Below are 17258 nucleotides of genomic sequence, written 5' to 3'. Positions count from 1 at the left end.
TACAACAAGGGCAAGTTCCCATATCGTGAGCAACCCTCAGGAAACCCCGGGGGCCCAGAACATGCGACGGGCGCTCCAGGTGCTGCGTACGCTGGCAAGCCATCACGGGGAGGGAATGGGCGTCACGGAGGTCATGTCGGCCACGGGCCTCGAACGCTCGACGGCGCATCGGCTGCTGACCTGCCTGGTCGAGGAACAATTCGCCGATCGCGATCCGTTGACGCGCCGTTACCGCCTGGGGCTCGACGCGATGCGGCTGGGCTTCGCATCGCTGACGCGCGCACCGGTCATCTCCACCTACGAGGCGCACGTGCAGCGCCTCGCCCGCATTTCCGAGGACACCGTGTTCCTGCTGGTGCGGCAGGGCGACTACAGCATGTGCCTGAAGCGGGAAGACGGCGCCTTTCCGGTGAAGATCTTCAGCACCCGCGTCGGAGACATCCGCCCGCTCGGCATCGGCGTGGGCGGCATGGCCATGCTGGCGGCGCTGCCGGACGAGGAGATCGAGCAGATCACGGCCCGACACGCGGCCGCCTTCGAGGCCGCGGGACTCACTGCCGAACGCCTCTCGAAAGTCGTCGCCCGCACCCGCCGCAGCGGCTACTCGGAGATGCTGGACACGGTGACCGAAGGCGTTGCCGGCGTCGGCGCGGCCATCCTCGCCGGCGGCGCCACGCCGTTCGCCGCCGTGTCGATTGCCTCCATCAAGCCGCGCATGTCGGCTGCAAGGCGGGCCGAGCTCGCCGAGCTGCTGCTGCAGACGCTGCGAGCCGAGCCAACTGCCCAGCCCAAGACGCGTCGCAAGGCGTAGCTCTGCGGGCCCCGCGCCCCGCTCAATCCACCTTCCGCCACGGCGTCACGCGCCGCTCGGTCCAGGCCAGGCCGCCGTACAACCCGATGCCCATCAGCGCGAGCACGACGATCGCCGCGAACACACGCGTGGTGTCGAAAGTGCCTTGCGCGCTCAGGATGACGTAGCCCAGGCCGCGCTGCGACGCCACGAACTCGCCGACGATCGCGCCGACCAGCGCGAGCGAGATGGCGACCTTCATGCCGGTCAGGATCGACGGCAGCGCGCAGGGCAGGCGCACCTTGAGGAAGAAGTCGAGCGTGGATCCCTTGAGCACGCGCCCCAGGTCGAGCACGTCCTGCGGCACCGAGCGCAGGCCGTGCACCGCGTCGACGATGACGGCGAACACCGCGATCAGGAAGGCGATGGCGATCTTCGGCTGCGAGCCGGTGCCCAGCCAGATCACGAACAGTGGCGCGATGGCGACCTTGGGCACGCTGTTGAGCGCCACGATCAGCGGGTAGACCGCATGCTCGAAGCGGCGCGACGCCACCAGCAGCATGGCCAGCAGCACGCCGATGATCACCGCCAGCGCGAAGCCGCCGAGCGTGGTCAGCAGCGTGAAGCCCGCATGCTCGAGATACCAGCGCCATTCATGGGCCAGCTCCAGCAGCACCGCGCTGGGCGGCGGCAAAGTGATGGGCCGCACGTGCATCAGCCGCACCAGCGCCTCCCATGCCAGCAGGAACACCACCGCCGTGAGGGCACCCAGGCCCCATTGGCGCCCCTTCTGCCTGAGCGTGCTCATGCGGCCACCTCCTGCTGCGCGGCGTCCGGTTCCTCGTTGATGAGGCCCATCTCGTGGAACAGCTGGCGGATATGGCCGGTGTAGGCGCCGAAGGCGGCCGTCTCGCGCACGGCCAGCCGCCGCGGGCGCGGCAGGTCGACCTCGATGATGTCGGCGATCCGACCGGGCCGCGGCGACAGCACCACCACGCGGTCGGCCAGGAACACCGCCTCGGCGATGCCGTGCGTGACGAACATCACCGTGTTGCGGGTCTCCAGCCAGATGCGTTGCAGCTCCACGTTCATCTGGTCGCGGGTGAGCGCATCGAGCGCCCCGAAAGGCTCGTCCATCAGCAGCAGGCTGGGCTGGTCGATCAGGGCGCGGCAGATCGCGGCGCGCTGCCGCATGCCGCCGGACAGTTCGCGCGGATAGCGGTCGCCGAATTCGGACAGCCCGGTCAGCCGCAGCAGCTGCGCCATGCGCGCCCGGTAGGCCTGCGCGGGCTTGCGCGCGAACTCGACCGGCAGGAGGATGTTGCGCTCGATGTTGCGCCACTCGAGCAGCGCGTCGCGCTGGAAGACCATGCCGACGTGGTCGGGCGGGCCCGCCACCGGCCGGCCATCGACCTGCAGTTCGCCGCCGGTGATGTCCTCCAGCCCGGCCACGCAGCGCAGGAAGGTGCTCTTGCCGCAGCCGCTGGGCCCGAGGATGCTGATGAACTCCCCCGGCCGCACGTCGAGCGAGATGCCGTCGAGCGCCGTGAGCGCGCGCTCGCCCGGATAGACCTTGCGCACGCCCCTGGCGCGGATCGTCGCCGCTCCCATGGCCTACTTCGTGGCGGTGGCGCCTGCCGGCGCCACGGCTCGCACCATGCCGGGCACGAAGAAGTCGTTGCCGTCCTTGATCGTCTTGAGCAGCCCGGCGTCGGTCAGCGTCTTGACGGCCGTGGCCCAGTCAGCGGCCACCGGCGCGCCGAGCGGCTGGCCCGCGGGCGGGGGCAGCTGGAAGAAGCCGCGCAAGGCGTCGATCTGTCCGCGCAGCACCTTCTTGTCGAGCTTGGCCTGCGGGCGCTGCGCCACGATCGCATCGACCGCCTCGTCCTCGTGGCCGTCATAGACGTATTGCCAGGCGGCGCCGACCACGCTGGCAAACTTGGAAATCGCCTCGCGGCGCGTCGCGAGCTTCGACTCGGGTGCGAACAGGCCGAAGCTGGGCATGTTCAGCTTGTAGTCCGCAAAGCGGATGCCTTCGGAAGGCCGCGTCTGCGACACCACCGGCAGGAAGAACGGAATGGTCGAGAAGGCCGCATCGGTGCGTCCGGCGGCATAGGTCGCGGCCTTGCCGGCGGCATCGACGTTGATCAGCTCGATGTCGCTTTTCTTCAGGCCGCCGGCGGCGAGGAACGCGTCGATGAAGGGCGCCTCCAGCGAGCCCGCGGTGTAGGCCACCTTCTTGCCCTTGAGGTCCTGCGGGCCCTTGATGCCGGCGCCCTGCGGCACCAGCAGCCCGACGTCGCTCAGGCGTGCGAACACGGCAACGGCCTTGACCGGCAGCCCCTTGTCCCGCGCGATCATCATCGAGGCCAGCGCGGCATGGCCGACGTCGAACTGCTCGCCGCCGCCGACGATCTGCACCGTGGTGACCGAGCCGTTGCCGTCCTCCATCTCCACGTCCAGGCCGGCCGCCTTGAACCAGCCCTTCTGCTGCGCCAGGTGGAAGGCGGCATGCACGCCCCAGGGCGTCCAGTCCAGGCGGACCTTGAGTTTCTCGGGCGCCTGCGCGGCGGCGCTGGCCGCCAGGGCCAGGCCCATGCACCCGGCCAGCAGGCGGGCGACGAGCTTCGGGATCGATGCAGTCATGACGATTGGACCTCCAGAACGAATTGAATGGGCAAGGCTCCGCCGATGGCGCCGGTTTCCGGCCGGCGCCGCGAAGGGGGATGGGGGGACGGGTTGTCGGCTCTTTCTTCAGTCGGCGCGGCCGAACAGGCGCCGGATCCGTGACCACAGGACGCTCCAGCCCAGGCTCATCGCGTTGAGCCGGGCGGGCGGCAGTTGCGCACCGGGCGCGCGCGCGGGGTCCATGCGCCGCGCCACGTTCTTGCCGAACTCCTGGATGAGGCGCCCGACGAAATCCTTGACCAGGCCCGAGCGCGAGAACTGCGCCAGCGGGCCCTGCAGCGCGTACAGCAGGTCGACGTCGACCCGCGTCGACGCGGGCGACAGCTCGACCAGCCGATAGGCCACGTCGCCGTTCGCGCGCGACTGGCTCAGCGTGTCCTGGCCCGCGCCCTTGAGCACGGCCGAACGCGCGGCTTCGTCGCGCTCGAGCCGCGCCGCGCCGTTGAAGCTGGCCGACATCGGCCCGAACTTGATCGCCACGCGGCCCTTGACGCGGTTGTCGGAATGCTCGGTCAGCTCCGCGCCCGGCAGGCAGGCGGCCACCGCCGGAAGGTCGGCCATGAACTGCCAGACCTGGTCCGCCGGATAGGGCACCGTGAAGTTGCCGGTGATGCGCGTGCCGTTGGCCGTGGCGCCGGTCTCGGCGGCGGGCTCGGCGGCCGGGGCCGGGCTGTCGGCCGGCGCGGCGGCATTGCCCGTGTCCGCCGCCTCGAACGGCGTGAAGGCCGCCTTGGCGATCGGGATGACCGCTGCGCCGCGAATGGCGCGCGTGGCCTCGCGCAGCGCGGCGATCTGCGGATGCGCGTCGCCGCTCGTCTGGGCCAGCACGTCGCGGATGGCCGCCACGATGCCGACGTAGCCGGTGCAGCGGCACAGGTTGCCCGACAGTTCCAGCCGCACCTTCTGCTCGTCGGCCTGCGGAAAGCGCAGCACGATGTCGCGCGCGGTGGCCAGCATGCCCGGCGTGCAGTAGCCGCACTGCAGGGCGTGGTGGCGCGAGAAGGCCGGCCGCAGCAGGGCCATGACGGGGTCGGCGTCGTAGCCTTCGACGGTGGTCACCTGGGCCCCGTCGCAGGCCACCGCAAAGGTGATGCACGAGCGCACGGGCTGGCCGTCGACCAGCACGGTACAGGCGCCGCACACGCCATGCTCGCAGCCCAGGTGGGTGCCGGTCTGGCGGCCTTCCTCGCGGACGAAGTCCGCCAGGTGCATGCGCGCGGGCACGTCGCGCCGGATTTCCCGGCCGTTGATCTCGACGGCAATCGACGTCATTGCACGGTCTCCGTGTTCAGGACCTGTTGAAGGCAGCGCTCCACCGCGGCGACCAGGAGCTTGCGATCGATCGCATCCTTGGTCGCGGCGGCGGTCGCCACGGCGGCCTCGACGGCCGCGCGCTCGGGCAGCGCGCCGCTGCGCGCCACCTGCGCGGCGAGCGCCGGCAGGGCCTGAGGCGCGCCGTCGAGGGCGCCGACGACCACGCGCGCCAGCTTGCGCTCGGCGTCGAACACCGCGGCGCAGCTGGCCTCGGCGAACTCGCCGGTCTTGCGGCAGAACTTGTGATAGCCCCAGCGCGCGGCGTCGCCGAGCACCGGCACCCGGACGGCGGCGATGACTTCGCCCTCCGCCAGGTCGGTGGTGTAGGCGCCGTGCATGAAGCGGTCCATGGGCACGCGGCGCGTGCCTGCGGCCGAGGCGATCTCGATCTGCGCGCCCAGCGCCGACATGGCCAGCACCCAGTCGGCCGCGGGATCGGCATGCGCCAGGCTGCCGCCCACGGTGCCGCGGTTGCGGATGGCGCGGTACGCAATGCCGCCGGCCACGGACTGCAGCAGCCCCGCGCGCAGCGCCGGATGCACGCCGTCCTCGATCTCGGCATGCGTCACGGCCGCGCCGATGCGGATGTTGTCGCCGTCCCTGGCCACCTGGCGCAGTTCAGGCAGGGCGGACAGGTCGATCACCTGGCTCGGGCGCGTCAGGCGCAGGTTGAGCATGGGGCCCATGGACTGGCCGCCGCCCATCACCTTGGCGGTGCCGGGGGCGGCCGCCAGCGCCCGCAGCGCGTCGGCCAGGGAAGCGGGCCGGTGGTACTCGAAAGAGGCTGCTTTCATCGTCCGGTCCTCATGCGGCCTTGCGGGTGCCGACCACCTGCGCGTCGGCAATCGCCTGCAGCAGGCGGCGCGGCGACAGCGGGGTCTGCGATACCTCGGCGCCCAGCGGGCGCAGGGCATCGTTCACGGCATTGAGGATGGCCGCCGGCGGCGCGATCGCACCGCCTTCGCCCATGCCCTTGGCGCCGAACTCGGTGTGCGGCGAAGGCGTCTCGAAATGATGGATGCGCATGTGCGGCACCTCGGTGGCGCCGGGCAGCATGTAGTCGGCCAGCGTGGAGGCCAGCGGCTGGCCGTTGCGGTCGTAAGGCGTCTCTTCGTACAGCGCGGTGCCGATGCCCTGCGCAACGCCGCCGAAGGTCTGCCCCTCGACCACCATCGGGTTGATCATGGTCCCGCAGTCCTCGACGATCACGTAGTCCAGGATCTCCACGTGGCCGGTCTGCGGGTCGACCGCGACCGTCACGGCGTGGCTGGCATAGGTGAAGGCGCCGGTGTCCACCTTGGGCTTGTAGCCGATGGTGATCTCGAGCCCGGTCGGGTCGACGTCGGCCGGCAGCCGGCTCGGGTCGATGAACCAGGCGCGGGCAACGTCGGCGACCGACACGCGGCCGCTCGCGCCGACCACGTGCCCGGCTTCGAAGCGTACCGCCTCGTCCGCCTCGCCCAGCAGGTGCGCCCCGATTTGAAGCAGTCGCGGCGCCAGGGCCTTGCAGGCGCGCGAGACCGCGCCGCCGGACATGACGAGCGAGCGCGAGGCATACGTGCCGGTCGAGAAGGGCGTCTGCCCGGTGTCGCCGTGCAGCATCTTGATGCGGGCGATGTCCACGCCCAGGATCTCGTGCGCGATCTGGGCGAAGGTGGTCTCCATGCCCTGGCCATGCGAATGGACCCCCACGCGGATCTCCAGGCCGCCGTCGGGCGTGACCCGCACCGTGGCCTGGTCGAAGCCGGGAATCACCGGCGTGCCCCAGGTCGCGAAGACCGAGGTGCCGTGCGCGGACTGCTCGGTGTAGGTCGCAAAGCCGATGCCGATCAGCCTGCCGTCGTCGCGGGTCTCGCGCTGGCGCTGGCGCACCGACGCGAAGTCGATCATGTCGCGCGCCTTGAGCAGGCTGGCCGGGTAGTCGCCGCCGTCGAAATGCTTGTTCGCCACGTTGACGTAGGGCATGGCGCTGGCCGGCACCAGGTTGTCCTGGCGCACTTCCCAGGGCTCGCGGCCGACCGCGCGGGCAATGGCATCGATGGTCAGTTCCATGGCCAGGCACACGCCGGTGCGCGCCACGCCGCGGTAGGGCACGAAGCCGGGCTTGTTGGTGGCCACGCATTCGGTGACGCAGCGGTAGCCGCGGAATGCGTAGGGGCCCGGCAGGTTGCCCACGGCCTGGCCCGGCTCCAGGCCGATGGTGAACGGCCACACCGAGTACGCGCCGCCGTCGATGGTGATGCGCGCGTCCAGTGCCAGCAGGCGCCCACGCTCGTCGGCGTAGGCGGTCATTTCGTATTTGTGCTCGCGCGTGTTGGCGCCCGCGATCAGGTGCTCGCGCCGGTCCTCTATGTAGCGGAACGGCTTGCGGTGCGTCTTGGCCAGCCAGGCCACGCAGAGCTCTTCCTGCTGCAGCACGCACTTGTAGCCGAAGGCGCCGCCGACGTCCGGCGAAATGACGCGCACGCGCGCCTGGTCCAGCTCGAGGCATTCGGCCAGCACGGTGCGGATCATGTGCGGCACCTGCGTGGCGCTGACCACCACCAGCTGGTCCGCCTGGTGGTCCCAGTAGGCCAGGACGGCCTTGCCTTCCATCGGGACCATGCACTGGCGGGCCAGCGAGATCTCGCGCTTGACCACCAGGGCCGCGCCCTTGGCGTGGGCCTCGAAGTCCTTGTCGGCCTGCAGCGTGACGAAGGTGTTGTCGCGCCAACCCGGGTGCATCAGCTCGCCGGTGGCGGCGCGGGAGGTGTCGGCGTCTGCATAGACCGGCAGCTCCTCGTACTCCACCTCCACCAGCTCGGCCAGGTCCTCGGCTTGCGCCCGCGTGGGCGCATACACCATGGCCACGGGCTCGCCGACGAAGCGCACCTTGCCGGCGGCCAGCGGCGGCTGCGCCGAGCGCTGGTAGGTCGGCAGCGTCGAGTCGGCCACGATGTCCCGGGCGTCGGCCATTGCCTCGCGCAGGATGACGCGCTCGGCGTCCTGGGCCGGCAGGCGCGCCGCGACGATCGTCGCGTGCGCCAGCGGGCTGCGCAGGAAGGCCACCTCGGAAAGGCCGGGCATGCTCATGTCGGCGACGAAGTTGCCCTTGCCGTGCAGGTGGCGCGCGTCCTCCTTGCGAAGGACGCGGGCGCCCACGCCCTGGCCTGCGGGCGCCGCGTGGTGTGCGTTGGATTCGTTGGTCATGGTTTGGCTTGTTCGAACGGCGATGGGGGCTCGAAGGCGCCACCGCCGCTGCTGCCCGGGTAGGCGGCCGGGTCGGCCCCGCCCGCGTGGGGCACCTCGATTCTGATGGTGTCCAGGTCGAGCTTCCTGGCCTTGTGCAGGTTGCCCGTGACCATGCCCGGGAAAGCAATGACCAGGCCGACCATGACGAGCTGGAGCACCACGAAGGGAATGGCGCCGCGGTAGATGTCGCCGGTGGCGATCTCCTTGCCGGCCACCGAGCGCAGGTAGAACAGCGCGAAGCCGAACGGCGGGTGCATGAACGAGGTCTGCATGTTCACGGCCAGCAGCACGCCCAGCCAGATCAGGTCGATGCCCAGCTTGTCCGCCACCGGCGCGATCAGCGGCACGATGATGAACGCCAGCTCGAAGAAGTCCAGGAAGAAGGCCAGCACGAATACCAGCAGGTTGACCGCGATCAGGAAGCCCAGCTGGCCGCCGGGCAGGCTGGTCAGCAGGTGCTCGACCCAGATGTCGCCGTCGACGCCGCGGAAGACCAGGCCGAACACCGTGGCGCCGACCAGGATGAAGATGGCGAAGCAGGTCAGCTTGGCCGTCTTGTCCATCGCCTGGCGCAGCAGCGGCATCGACAGCTTGCGCCGCACCAGGGCCAGCGCCAGGGCACCGACCGCGCCCATCGCACCGCCCTCGGTCGGCGTCGCGATGCCCATGAAGATGGTGCCGAGCACCAGGAAGATCAGCACCAGCGGCGGCACCAGCGAGGTCAGCACGCGCAGGCCGAGCGCGGCGCCGCGCAGGGTGCGCGCCTCGGGCGGCAGGGCCGGTGCCGAGCCGGGCTTGAGCATCGAGTAGACGAAGACGTAGAGCGCGTACAGGCCCGTCAGCACCAGCCCGGGCACCAGGGCGCCGGCGTACATGTCGCCGACCGACTTGCCGAGCTGGTCGGCCAGCACGATCAGCACCAGCGACGGCGGAATGATCTGCGCCAGGGTGCCCGATGCCGCGATGACACCGGTGGCCAGACGCTTGTCGTAGCCGTAGCGCATCATGATCGGCAGCGAGATCAGGCCCATGGAAATGACCGAGGCCGCGACCACGCCGGTGGTGGCCGCCAGCAGGGCGCCCACCAGGATCACCGCGTAGGCCAGCCCGCCGCGCACCGGGCCGAACAGCTGGCCGATGGTGTCGAGCAGTTCCTCGGCCATGCCGCTGCGCTCGAGGATCAGCCCCATGAACGTGAAGAACGGGATCGCCAGCAGCGTCTCGTTGAACATGATGCCGAACACGCGCTCGGGCAGGGCCTGGAACAGCGACAGGTCGATCAGCCCCAGCGCGACGCCGACCGCGCCGAACAGCAGGCCGTTCGCGCCAACGGCGAACGCGACGGGATAGCCGACCAGGAGCAGCAGCACCAGGCAGGCGAACATGATGGGGGCCAGGTAGGCCGTGAGGAATTCGATCATCGTGGGGTCCGGGTCGTGGCTGCGCGGCCTTCAGCGGGGCGCGTCATGCGTGCGGCGCAAGGCGCGCAGCTCGGCGACGTCCTTGATGATCTCGGACAGCCCCTGCAGCAGGAGCAGCCCGAATCCGACGGGGATCAGCAGCTTGACCGGCCAGCGGATCAGGCCACCGGCGTTGGGAGAGACTTCGCCGCTGGTGAAGGCATCCACGAAGGGCGCCCAGGAAAGCACCAGGATCAGCGTCGTGACCGGCAGCATGAACACCAGCGTGCCGAAGATCTCGACCATGAGCTGGTGGCGCCGCGACAGGCGCGCGTGGATCAGGTCGACCCGCACGTGCTCCTTGCTCAGCAGCGTGTAGCCGGCGCACAGCATGAAGATCGCCGCGAAGAGATACCACTGGATCTCGAGCATGGCGTTCGAGCTCATGCTCAAGGTCTTGCGCGCGACCGCGTTGCCGCTGCTGATCAGCACGGCAGCGAGGACGAGCCAGTACGTGGCCCGGCCCACGCCGCGGTTCAGGGCGTCGATGGCGCGCGAGACGCCCAGTAGTTTCTCCATGGCAGCAGGTCCCGCTCAGGTCTTGAGCTTCGCCACTTCGGCAAAGGTGAAGTTGTCCAGCGGGCTTTCGGCCACGCGGAACCAGCTGGCCTCGTTCTGGCGGAACTGGTTCCACTTCGGGTAGATCGCCTTGAACGCCGGGTTCTTGGCCGACAGCTCGACCCACAGTTCCTCGGACGCCTTGAAGGCGGCCAGCATCACGTCCTTGGGGAAGTAGGCCAGCTTTGCGCCTTCGCCGATGAGCTTCTTGAGCGCATCCGGGTTGCGTGCGTCGTAGTCGGCCAGCATTGCCATCGTCTGCTCGGCGGCCGCGCATTCGAACGCCGCCTTGTACGAGGCCGGCAGTGCTGCCCAGGCCTTGTCGTTGACCATCGAGGTGATCGATGCGCTGCCTTCCCACCAGCCGGGCGAGTAGTAGTGCTGGGCGACGCGGTGCAGCCCGAGCTTCTGGTCGTCATAGGGGCCGATCCATTCGGCCGCGTCGATGGTGCCCTTCTCGAGCGCCGAGTAGATGTCCGACGCCGGAATCTGCTGGGGCACGGCGCCGAGCTTCGACAGCACCATGCCGCCGATACCGCCGATGCGCATCTTCAGGCCGTTGAGGTCGGCGACCGACTTGATCTCGCTGCGGTAGAAGCCGCCCATCTGCACGCCGACGTTGCCGGCGACGAAGTTGACGACGTTGTACTTCTTGTACATCTCGCGCACCAGCGGCATGCCGCCGCCGAAGTGCATCCAGGCGTTGTGCTGGCGGGCGTTGAGTCCGAAGGCCAGGCCGGTGTCGAAGGCGATCGCCGTGTCCTTGCCGATGAAAGCCGAGGCCAGCACGTGGTTGCACTCGATGGTGCCGTTGCTCACCGCTTCCATGTTCTGCGCCGGCGGAACGATCTCGCCGCCGGCGAAGGGACGGATCTCGAACTTGCCGTCCGTCAGCTCGGCCACGCGCTTGCACATCCGATCGGCCGAACCGTAGATCGTGTCCAGGCTCTTGGGCCAGCTTGTGGACATGCGCCATTTCACGGCCGGCGCCGATTGCGCCAATGCCGGGATGGCGAGCGTGGCAAGGCCGGCGGCGGCCCCAGTCTGCTGGAAAAAGCGGCGTCGTTGCATGGGTTCGATCCTGTGAGGTGAGGGTCAATCAATGGGGTCATGAGCGACCCGGCTCATGCGTCGCGTCGGCTCATGATTTGTCAGTATGCTGAGCTTATTTGTGAGTGTCAACGACATTTTTTCAAACGTAAAGAAATGCACCGTCTTCGCAATGCACGCCTCGAATGGGTGCGCGACGGGCGTACTAATGCACGAAGAATGTGCATCGCTCCCATTGGAGATTTCCCTAGGTTTCGGTGATTTCCGGTGGTTGATTCGCACGGCACCGCCTGATTCCGCAGCCGTCCGTGACGTCTCAAAAAAATCACTCGCCAACTCAAATTATCCTCAGTACACTGACGATATCGAATCAGTACACGTCTCAAAGGAGCCGGACCCATGCCCTGGATCAAGATCGCCGCCACCACGCAGCTTCAGGAGGACGAGGCGATGCCGATCAACATCGGCGACGCCCAGCTGGCGCTGTTTCGCAGCGGCGGCGCGTTCCACGTGACGGACAACGTCTGCACCCATCAGTACGCCCTGCTGACCGACGGCTACGTGGAAGACGGCTGCGTCGAATGCCCCCTGCACCAGGCGCAGTTCGACCTGCGAACCGGCGAGGCCAGGTGCGCGCCGGCCACGCAGCCGATCCGCGTCTACCCGGTGCGCATCGAGGGCACCGACGTCTTCGTCGACGCCTGAGGCGCGCATGGCCCATCCGCTTCCCATCCTCATCGTCGGCGCGGGGCAGGCCGGCGCCACCGCGGCCGCCAGCCTGCGCGCCCTGGGCCACGACGGCCCGATCGTGATGGTCGGCAACGAACCCGGCGCGCCGTACGAGCGCCCGCCGCTATCCAAGGCCGTGCTGCTCGACGCCGCCGCGCAAGAGCGGCTGGCCATCCATCCGGCCGGCTTTCATGAAGACAAGGGCATCGAGCTGCGCACCGGCATCACGGTCACCTCGCTCGACACCGCGAACGCCGTCGCGCACTGCAGCGACGGCCAATCGATTGCCTACCGCCAGGTGCTGATCGCCACGGGCGGCAGCGCACGCGTGCTGCCCGACGCCGCGCCCGGCACGCCGCGGGTGCACTACATCCGCACACTCGCCGACGCGCAGGGCCTGCGCGCGGCGCTGCAGGGCGCCACCGCAATCACGGTGCTGGGCGCCGGCTTCCTCGGTCTGGAAGTGGCCTCCACCGCGCGCACGCTGGGCCTGGACGTGACGGTCGTCGAGCCGGCGCCACGGGTGCTCGCTCGCGCAGTGCCGGACCTGTTCTCGCGCTGGCTGCAGGAGCGGGCAGTGCGCGCAGGCGTGGCGCTGCGGCTGGGCACGCCATGCAGCGCCGTCAGGCCGCACGCCGACCACATCGCGCTGACCTTTGGCGACGGCAGCGAACACCGCACGCAGTTGCTGCTGGTCGCCATCGGGCAGGCCCCGGAGGTCGCGCTGGCCGCCGCCAGCGGTATCGCGCTGCACCCGGTCAACGGCGGCATCCGCGTCGATGCGCAATGCCGCACCAGCGCCGCGGGCGTGTTCGCCGCCGGCGACTGCACCAGCGCGCACCAGGCCCTGCTCGGCGACGAACTGCGGCTCGAGTCGTGGCAGAACGCGAACGAGCAGGGCCGCATCGCCGCCGCCGCCATCCTCGGCGTGCCGGCCGAGCCCGCGGCCACGCCCTGGTTCTGGACCGACCAGTTCGGCTGCAACGTGCAGATGGTCGGGCTGCCGGCCGCCGGGCTTCGCTACGACTGCCGCGGCGACATGAGCGCCGACGGCGACGCGCCCCGGTTCGTCCTGATCGGCAGCGATGCGCAGGCGCGCGTGCGCCGCGTCATTGCCGTCAACGCCGGCGCGGACCTGCGGCCCCTGCGCAGCCTGGTCGAGCAGGGCACGCCCTGCGATGCCTCGCGCCTCGTCGATCCGTCCGTTTCCCTGCGGCAAGCCGTGCGCGACGCGCTCGCGGCAGCCGCCCCCGCCCTTCATTGACCGGAGCCACCATGTACAGCACCCACGCGATCATCGATCGCACACCACGCGCCAAGGACGCCGAACTGGCCGCCTGCCGCTGGCCCGAAGACGCCCTGCACACGATCCCCGACTGGGTCTACACCAGCGAAGCGGTGTACGACCAGGAGATGGAAAAGATCTTCCGCGGGCGTTCATGGAGCTACGTGGCGCTCGAGGCCGAGATTCCCGAGGTCGGCGACTTCAAGCGCTCGTACGTCGGGGCGACCCCGGTCGTCGTGGTGCGCGCGCAGGACGGCACCATCAGCGTCTTCGAGAACCGCTGCGCCCACCGCGGCGCGGAGTTCTGCCGCCACGGCCAGGGCAACGCCACCGAGTTCGTCTGCCCTTATCACCAGTGGTCGTACGACCTCAAGGGCAACCTGCAGGGCGTGCCCTTCAAGCGCGGCGTCAACCGCCAGGGCGGCATGCCCAAGGACTTCCGCAACGAGGACCACGGCTTGCGCAAGCTCCACGTGGCCACGCGCCACGGCGTGGTGTTCGCCTCGTACTGCGCGGACATGGAGTCGCTCGAGGACTACATGACGCCCGAGATCCTCAAGGATTTCGACGTCGTCTTCCCGGGCAAGCGCCTGAAGGTGCTGGGCTACTACAAGAACGAACTGCCCTGCAACTGGAAGATGTACCACGAGAACCTCAAGGACCCGTACCACGCGACGCTGCTGCACTCCTTCCTGGTCGTGTTCGGCCTGCTGGTGGCGGGCAACGACGCCGCCATGATCGCCGACCCGGTGCACGGCCGCCACGGGACCATGGCCTCGGCCAAGAAGGAGGACAAATACGCCGCCGTGAGCGAGGAGAACAAGAAGGAGATGCGCTCCTATCACGACGGCATGCGCCTGCGCGACGACCGGTTCCTGGAGTTCGTCAAGGAGTTCGACTCGCCCTGGTCGGTGACCATGCAGACCATCTGGCCCAACCTGATCGTGCAGCGCGAGATGAACACGCTGGGCGTGCGGCAGATCGTTCCCAACGGCCCGAACAGCATGCTCATGCAATGGACCATGTTCGGCTACGAGGACGACACCGAGGAGATGACGCAGCACCGGCTGCGCCAGGGCAACCTGATGGGGCCTTCGGGCTTCCTCGGGCTGGAGGACAACGAGGCGATGAAGTTCGTGCAGGAGGGCGTGCGCCGCTCCAGCACCGACACCAACATCATCAAGCTCGACAGCGGCAACGTCGGCACGTCCAGCTCGCTGATCTCGGAAAGCGCCATCCGGGCGATGTACAGCTACTACCGCGAAGTGATGGGGTTCCAAGCAGCATGAAAGCCAAAACCCTGTCGCTGTACCGCGACCGCCGGATCGATGCCGCACGGGCGCGCGAGCTGCGCGCCGACATCGAGGAATTCAACGCCGACTACTGCGCCGTGCTCGACACCGGCGACATCGAGGCCTGGCCGGAGTTCTTCACCGAGGACGGCATCTACCGCGTGACTGCGCGCGAGAACGCCGAACTCGGCATGCCGGTCGGCCTGGTCTATGCCGAGGGGCGCAACATGATGCACGACCGCGCCGTGGCCATTGCCCGCACGCAGATGTTCGCGCCGCGCTACATGCTGCACCTGGTGAGCAACACCCGCGTCACCGCCGAGACCGAAGCGGGCGAGATCGAGGCGCAGGCCAACTTCGTGCTGCTGCAGACGCTGGTCGAAGGGCCCAGCACGATCCACATGGCCGGCACCTTCTACGACAGGTTCGTGCGCGTGGGCGAGCGCCTGCTGCTCAAGGAGCGGCAGGCCATCTACGACTCCACCGTGATCGCCAACGACCTGGTCTACCCGCTGTGAGCCAAGGCGCCTCAGATCGTGCGCATGACGGTGCGGCTGTACTGGTTGTTCGCTTCCACGAGGATGCGCATCAGGTCCATCAGCATGGTCCGCTCGGCCGGCCGCAGGGGCGCCAGCAGGCGCTCCTGCGCGCGCGCCATGTCGCCGCGCAGCGATGCGACCACCGTCTCGCCCTCGGCGGTAAGGCGCACGTGGCGCAGGCGCTTGTCGCTCGGGTTCGGCCGGCGCACCACCAGGCCGCGCTCCTCGAGCCGCTTGACCACGTCCGCCGTCGTGGTGCGGTCGAGCCCCACTTCCTGCGCCAGCGAGGTCTGGTCCAGGTCCGGAATGACGGACAGCGCCGTGAGGATGGCGTACTGCACCGGCGTCACGTTCTGCGACTGGCATTCCTCGAAGAACATGGCCACGTGGATCTGGTGCAGCCGCCGCACCAGGAACCCCGGCCGCGCGAACAGCAGATCCTTCGCGGGATCGACCGTCGTCATGCCGATCTCCGGCGCCTGCACGTCGGCCTCCGGCGCCGATTCACGCTTCCTGGTTGCCACAGCGGATCCCGTTTGTTAGCACACTGACGATTGTATAGACGCCGTGTACAAGCAAGCCTCCACGCCCCGCATCCTCGGCGAGCAGAACACGCGCCGCGCACACCAGCGCGGCGCCATGGAGAACGACTGGCTGCAGGCGCGCCTGAGCTTTTCCTTCGGCGACTACCAGGACCCGAACCACATGCACTGGGGCTCGCTGCGCGCGCTCAACGAGGACCGCGTGGCCGCCGGCGCCGGCTTCGCGCGGCACGGGCACCGCGACATCGAGTCGCTGACCTACCCGATCCAGGGCCGCATCCACCACATCGACAGCCTCGGCAACGACTTCGTGTTCGGCCCAGGCGAACTGCTGCGCATGAGCGCCGGCACCGGCATCGAGCACAGCGAGATGAACGCCTCGGCCACCGAGCCGGAGCGCCACCTGCAGATCTGGCTCTATCCGCGTTCGCGCCGGATCGAACCGAGCTGCTCGCTCACCCGCCTGCCGGCGCGGGGGCAGGGCGGGTGGCAGCCGATCGCGTCGCCCGACGGCCGGGACGGGTCGGCAACGGTCCAGCAGAACGCCATGATCTTCCTCGGCCGCCCCTCGGCCGGCGACACGCTGGCCTATGCGCTGGCCGAGCACCGGCTGGGCTACCTGCATGTCGTTGCCGGCACGGTGCGCGTCGGGCCCGCACTGCAGCTGGGCCCGGGCGACGGCCTGCGCTTCACGCACCGCGAGGCCTTCGAGCTGCTGGCCACGACGCCGGACGTCGAGGTGCTCCTGTTCGACCTGTAGGTCCACCCACTTTCACACCACGCGGAGAAATTCCCATGACAAGAATTCGCAAGATCGCCCTGGAAGAGCATTTCATGGCACCGGGCTTCGAGCGCTACTCGAAGACCTTCCTGCAGCACATCGACAAGGCCACCTACGCCGAACTGGCCAGCCGCCTCGCGGACTTCGACGAGCTGCGCCTGACGCAGATGGACCGCGCCGGCATCGACGTGACGGTGCTGTCGCAGACCGGCCCCGGCGTGCAGGGCGAGCAGGACACGCCCAAGGCGATCGCCAGCGCCAGCGAGAACAACGACTTCCTGGCCGGCCAGGTGGCGCGCCATCCGACCCGCTATGCCGGCTTTGCCGCCCTGCCCATGCAAAGCCCGGAGGCCGCCGCGGCGGAACTGAGCCGGGCCGTGGAGCAGCTGGGCTTCAAGGGCGCGCTGGTCAACGGCCACACGCTCGGCCGCTACTACGACGACCCGGCGTTCGACGTCGTGTGGGAGCGCTTCCAGGCGCTGGACGTGCCGCTGTACCTGCACCCGATCGATTTCCCGGTGGTTCCGGTGTCCCTTGCCGGCCACGCCGAACTCAACGGCGCGACCTGGGGCTGGGGCGTGGAGACCGCGACGCACGCGCTGCGCCTGCTGTTCGGCGGCGTGTTCGACCGCTTCCCCGGGCTGAAACTGATCCTGGGCCACATGGGCGAAGGCCTGCCGTTCCAGCGCTGGCGCTTCGACAGCCGCTTCGCCGCCTACCCGCACGGCATCCGGCTGCAGCGGGCGCCGTCCGAATACATCGGCAGCAACATCGTCATCACCACCTCCGGCGTCTGCTCGCCCGCCGCGCTGGCCGGTGCCATCGCAGAGATGGGCGAGGAAGCGGTGATGTTCTCGGTCGACTACCCGTACGAGTCCACCGCGGTGGCCGCCGACTTCATCGAGGCGGCGCCCATGAGCGAGCGCACCCGCGCGCTGGTGTGCCACGGCAATGCCGAACGCATTCTCAAGCTCGACCGCTGAGCCTTCCAGTCCATTT

General features: G+C 69.2%; 17 protein-coding genes. 7 read left to right on the top strand and 10 right to left on the bottom strand.

Annotation, left to right across the window (positions count from 1 at the left end; genetic code table 11):
• Positions 1-25 precede the first annotated feature (25 nt).
• The gene (locus VES41_RS05335) at positions 26-811 is read left to right on the top strand and encodes an IclR family transcriptional regulator (protein WP_324813926.1); all 786 of its coding nucleotides are present in this window, start codon (positions 26-28) and stop codon (positions 809-811) included.
• Between the two features lie 22 nt (positions 812-833).
• On the opposite strand, the gene VES41_RS05330 is transcribed toward VES41_RS05335, so the two are convergent.
• The 9 genes from VES41_RS05330 to VES41_RS05290 all read right to left on the bottom strand — a co-directional run bounded on the left by VES41_RS05330 (position 834) and on the right by VES41_RS05290 (position 11112).
• Positions 834-1598 (bottom strand): ABC transporter permease, encoded by a 765-nt coding sequence (locus tag VES41_RS05330; protein WP_324813923.1) that lies wholly within the window; start codon positions 1596-1598, stop codon positions 834-836.
• Entirely contained in the window at positions 1595-2401 is an 807-nt protein-coding gene (locus VES41_RS05325; protein ID WP_324813921.1) for an ABC transporter ATP-binding protein, read from the bottom strand. The genes VES41_RS05330 and VES41_RS05325 overlap by 4 nt, the downstream gene beginning before the upstream one ends.
• 3 nt (positions 2402-2404) lie before the next feature.
• Positions 2405-3436, bottom strand: coding sequence for an ABC transporter substrate-binding protein (locus tag VES41_RS05320; RefSeq protein ID WP_324813919.1), 1032 nt, complete (start codon positions 3434-3436; stop codon positions 2405-2407).
• A 108-nt stretch (positions 3437-3544) separates the two neighbouring features.
• Positions 3545-4750, bottom strand: coding sequence for a xanthine dehydrogenase family Fe-S subunit (locus tag VES41_RS05315; RefSeq protein ID WP_324813917.1), 1206 nt, complete (start codon positions 4748-4750; stop codon positions 3545-3547).
• Positions 4747-5586, bottom strand: coding sequence for an FAD binding domain-containing protein (locus tag VES41_RS05310; protein WP_324813915.1), 840 nt, complete (start codon positions 5584-5586; stop codon positions 4747-4749). Before VES41_RS05310 ends, VES41_RS05315 begins: the two co-directional genes overlap by 4 nt.
• Positions 5587-5596: 10 nt before the next feature.
• Positions 5597-7981: a xanthine dehydrogenase family protein molybdopterin-binding subunit gene (locus VES41_RS05305; RefSeq protein WP_324813913.1), complete on the bottom strand. Its 2385-nt coding sequence runs from the start codon at positions 7979-7981 to the stop codon at positions 5597-5599.
• Complete coding sequence (locus tag VES41_RS05300; protein ID WP_324813911.1) at positions 7978-9444, bottom strand: TRAP transporter large permease subunit; 1467 nt, start codon at positions 9442-9444, stop codon at positions 7978-7980. Before VES41_RS05300 ends, VES41_RS05305 begins: the two co-directional genes overlap by 4 nt.
• Positions 9445-9474: 30 nt before the next feature.
• Positions 9475-10002, bottom strand: coding sequence for a TRAP transporter small permease subunit (locus VES41_RS05295; protein WP_324813909.1), 528 nt, complete (start codon positions 10000-10002; stop codon positions 9475-9477).
• Positions 10003-10017: 15 nt separating this feature from the next.
• Positions 10018-11112, bottom strand: coding sequence for a TRAP transporter substrate-binding protein (locus VES41_RS05290; RefSeq protein WP_324813907.1), 1095 nt, complete (start codon positions 11110-11112; stop codon positions 10018-10020).
• 378 nt (positions 11113-11490) lie between these two features.
• Here VES41_RS05290 and VES41_RS05285 point away from each other — a divergent pair, with 378 nt between their 5' ends.
• From VES41_RS05285 to VES41_RS05270, 4 genes are read left to right on the top strand one after another with little or no spacing between them, the layout of a single operon-like run.
• Complete coding sequence (locus VES41_RS05285; RefSeq protein WP_324813905.1) at positions 11491-11796, top strand: non-heme iron oxygenase ferredoxin subunit; 306 nt, start codon at positions 11491-11493, stop codon at positions 11794-11796.
• Positions 11797-11803: 7 nt separating this feature from the next.
• The gene (locus VES41_RS05280) at positions 11804-13084 is read left to right on the top strand and encodes an NAD(P)/FAD-dependent oxidoreductase (protein WP_324813903.1); all 1281 of its coding nucleotides are present in this window, start codon (positions 11804-11806) and stop codon (positions 13082-13084) included.
• An 11-nt stretch (positions 13085-13095) separates the two neighbouring features.
• Positions 13096-14394, top strand: coding sequence for an aromatic ring-hydroxylating dioxygenase subunit alpha (locus tag VES41_RS05275; RefSeq protein ID WP_324813901.1), 1299 nt, complete (start codon positions 13096-13098; stop codon positions 14392-14394).
• Entirely contained in the window at positions 14391-14915 is a 525-nt protein-coding gene (locus VES41_RS05270; RefSeq protein ID WP_324813899.1) for an aromatic-ring-hydroxylating dioxygenase subunit beta, read from the top strand. The genes VES41_RS05275 and VES41_RS05270 overlap by 4 nt, the downstream gene beginning before the upstream one ends.
• Before the next feature lie 11 nt (positions 14916-14926).
• Here the strand turns inward: VES41_RS05270 and VES41_RS05265 are convergent, their stop codons facing one another.
• Positions 14927-15400 carry a MarR family transcriptional regulator gene (locus tag VES41_RS05265; protein ID WP_324814975.1) on the bottom strand — a complete coding sequence of 158 codons (474 nt, stop codon included), beginning with the start codon at positions 15398-15400 and terminating at the stop codon, positions 14927-14929.
• Positions 15401-15503: 103 nt separating this feature from the next.
• Between VES41_RS05265 and VES41_RS05260 the strand changes: the two genes are divergently transcribed.
• The gene (locus VES41_RS05260) at positions 15504-16238 is read left to right on the top strand and encodes a pirin family protein (protein WP_324813897.1); all 735 of its coding nucleotides are present in this window, start codon (positions 15504-15506) and stop codon (positions 16236-16238) included.
• A gap of 35 nt (positions 16239-16273) precedes the next feature.
• The gene (locus tag VES41_RS05255) at positions 16274-17242 is read left to right on the top strand and encodes an amidohydrolase family protein (protein WP_324813894.1); all 969 of its coding nucleotides are present in this window, start codon (positions 16274-16276) and stop codon (positions 17240-17242) included.
• The last annotated feature ends 16 nt before the right edge of the window (positions 17243-17258 follow it).

Source organism: Variovorax sp. (assembly GCF_035634955.1).
Taxonomy (GTDB): Bacteria; Pseudomonadota; Gammaproteobacteria; order Burkholderiales; family Burkholderiaceae_C; genus Variovorax.
This window is presented reverse-complemented; position numbering and strand designations above follow the sequence as displayed.

Bases quoted from the DNA above. Each gene is read 5' to 3' on its own strand.
- VES41_RS05290 (WP_324813907.1), bottom strand. From the start codon at position 11,112: ATGCAACGACGCCGCTTTTTCCAGCAGACTGGGGCCGCCGCCGGCCTT.
- VES41_RS05315 (WP_324813917.1), bottom strand. From the start codon at position 4,750: ATGACGTCGATTGCCGTCGAGATCAACGGCCGGGAAATCCGGCGCGAC.
- VES41_RS05310 (WP_324813915.1), bottom strand. From the start codon at position 5,586: ATGAAAGCAGCCTCTTTCGAGTACCACCGGCCCGCTTCCCTGGCCGAC.
- VES41_RS05300 (WP_324813911.1), bottom strand. From the start codon at position 9,444: ATGATCGAATTCCTCACGGCCTACCTGGCCCCCATCATGTTCGCCTGC.
- VES41_RS05330 (WP_324813923.1), bottom strand. From the start codon at position 1,598: ATGAGCACGCTCAGGCAGAAGGGGCGCCAATGGGGCCTGGGTGCCCTC.
- VES41_RS05265 (WP_324814975.1), bottom strand. From the start codon at position 15,400: ATGACGACGGTCGATCCCGCGAAGGATCTGCTGTTCGCGCGGCCGGGG.
- VES41_RS05275 (WP_324813901.1), top strand. From the start codon at position 13,096: ATGTACAGCACCCACGCGATCATCGATCGCACACCACGCGCCAAGGAC.
- VES41_RS05325 (WP_324813921.1), bottom strand. From the start codon at position 2,401: ATGGGAGCGGCGACGATCCGCGCCAGGGGCGTGCGCAAGGTCTATCCG.
- VES41_RS05255 (WP_324813894.1), top strand. From the start codon at position 16,274: ATGACAAGAATTCGCAAGATCGCCCTGGAAGAGCATTTCATGGCACCG.
- VES41_RS05285 (WP_324813905.1), top strand. From the start codon at position 11,491: ATGCCCTGGATCAAGATCGCCGCCACCACGCAGCTTCAGGAGGACGAG.
- VES41_RS05280 (WP_324813903.1), top strand. From the start codon at position 11,804: ATGGCCCATCCGCTTCCCATCCTCATCGTCGGCGCGGGGCAGGCCGGC.
- VES41_RS05295 (WP_324813909.1), bottom strand. From the start codon at position 10,002: ATGGAGAAACTACTGGGCGTCTCGCGCGCCATCGACGCCCTGAACCGC.
- VES41_RS05270 (WP_324813899.1), top strand. From the start codon at position 14,391: ATGAAAGCCAAAACCCTGTCGCTGTACCGCGACCGCCGGATCGATGCC.
- VES41_RS05305 (WP_324813913.1), bottom strand. From the start codon at position 7,981: ATGACCAACGAATCCAACGCACACCACGCGGCGCCCGCAGGCCAGGGC.
- VES41_RS05320 (WP_324813919.1), bottom strand. From the start codon at position 3,436: ATGACTGCATCGATCCCGAAGCTCGTCGCCCGCCTGCTGGCCGGGTGC.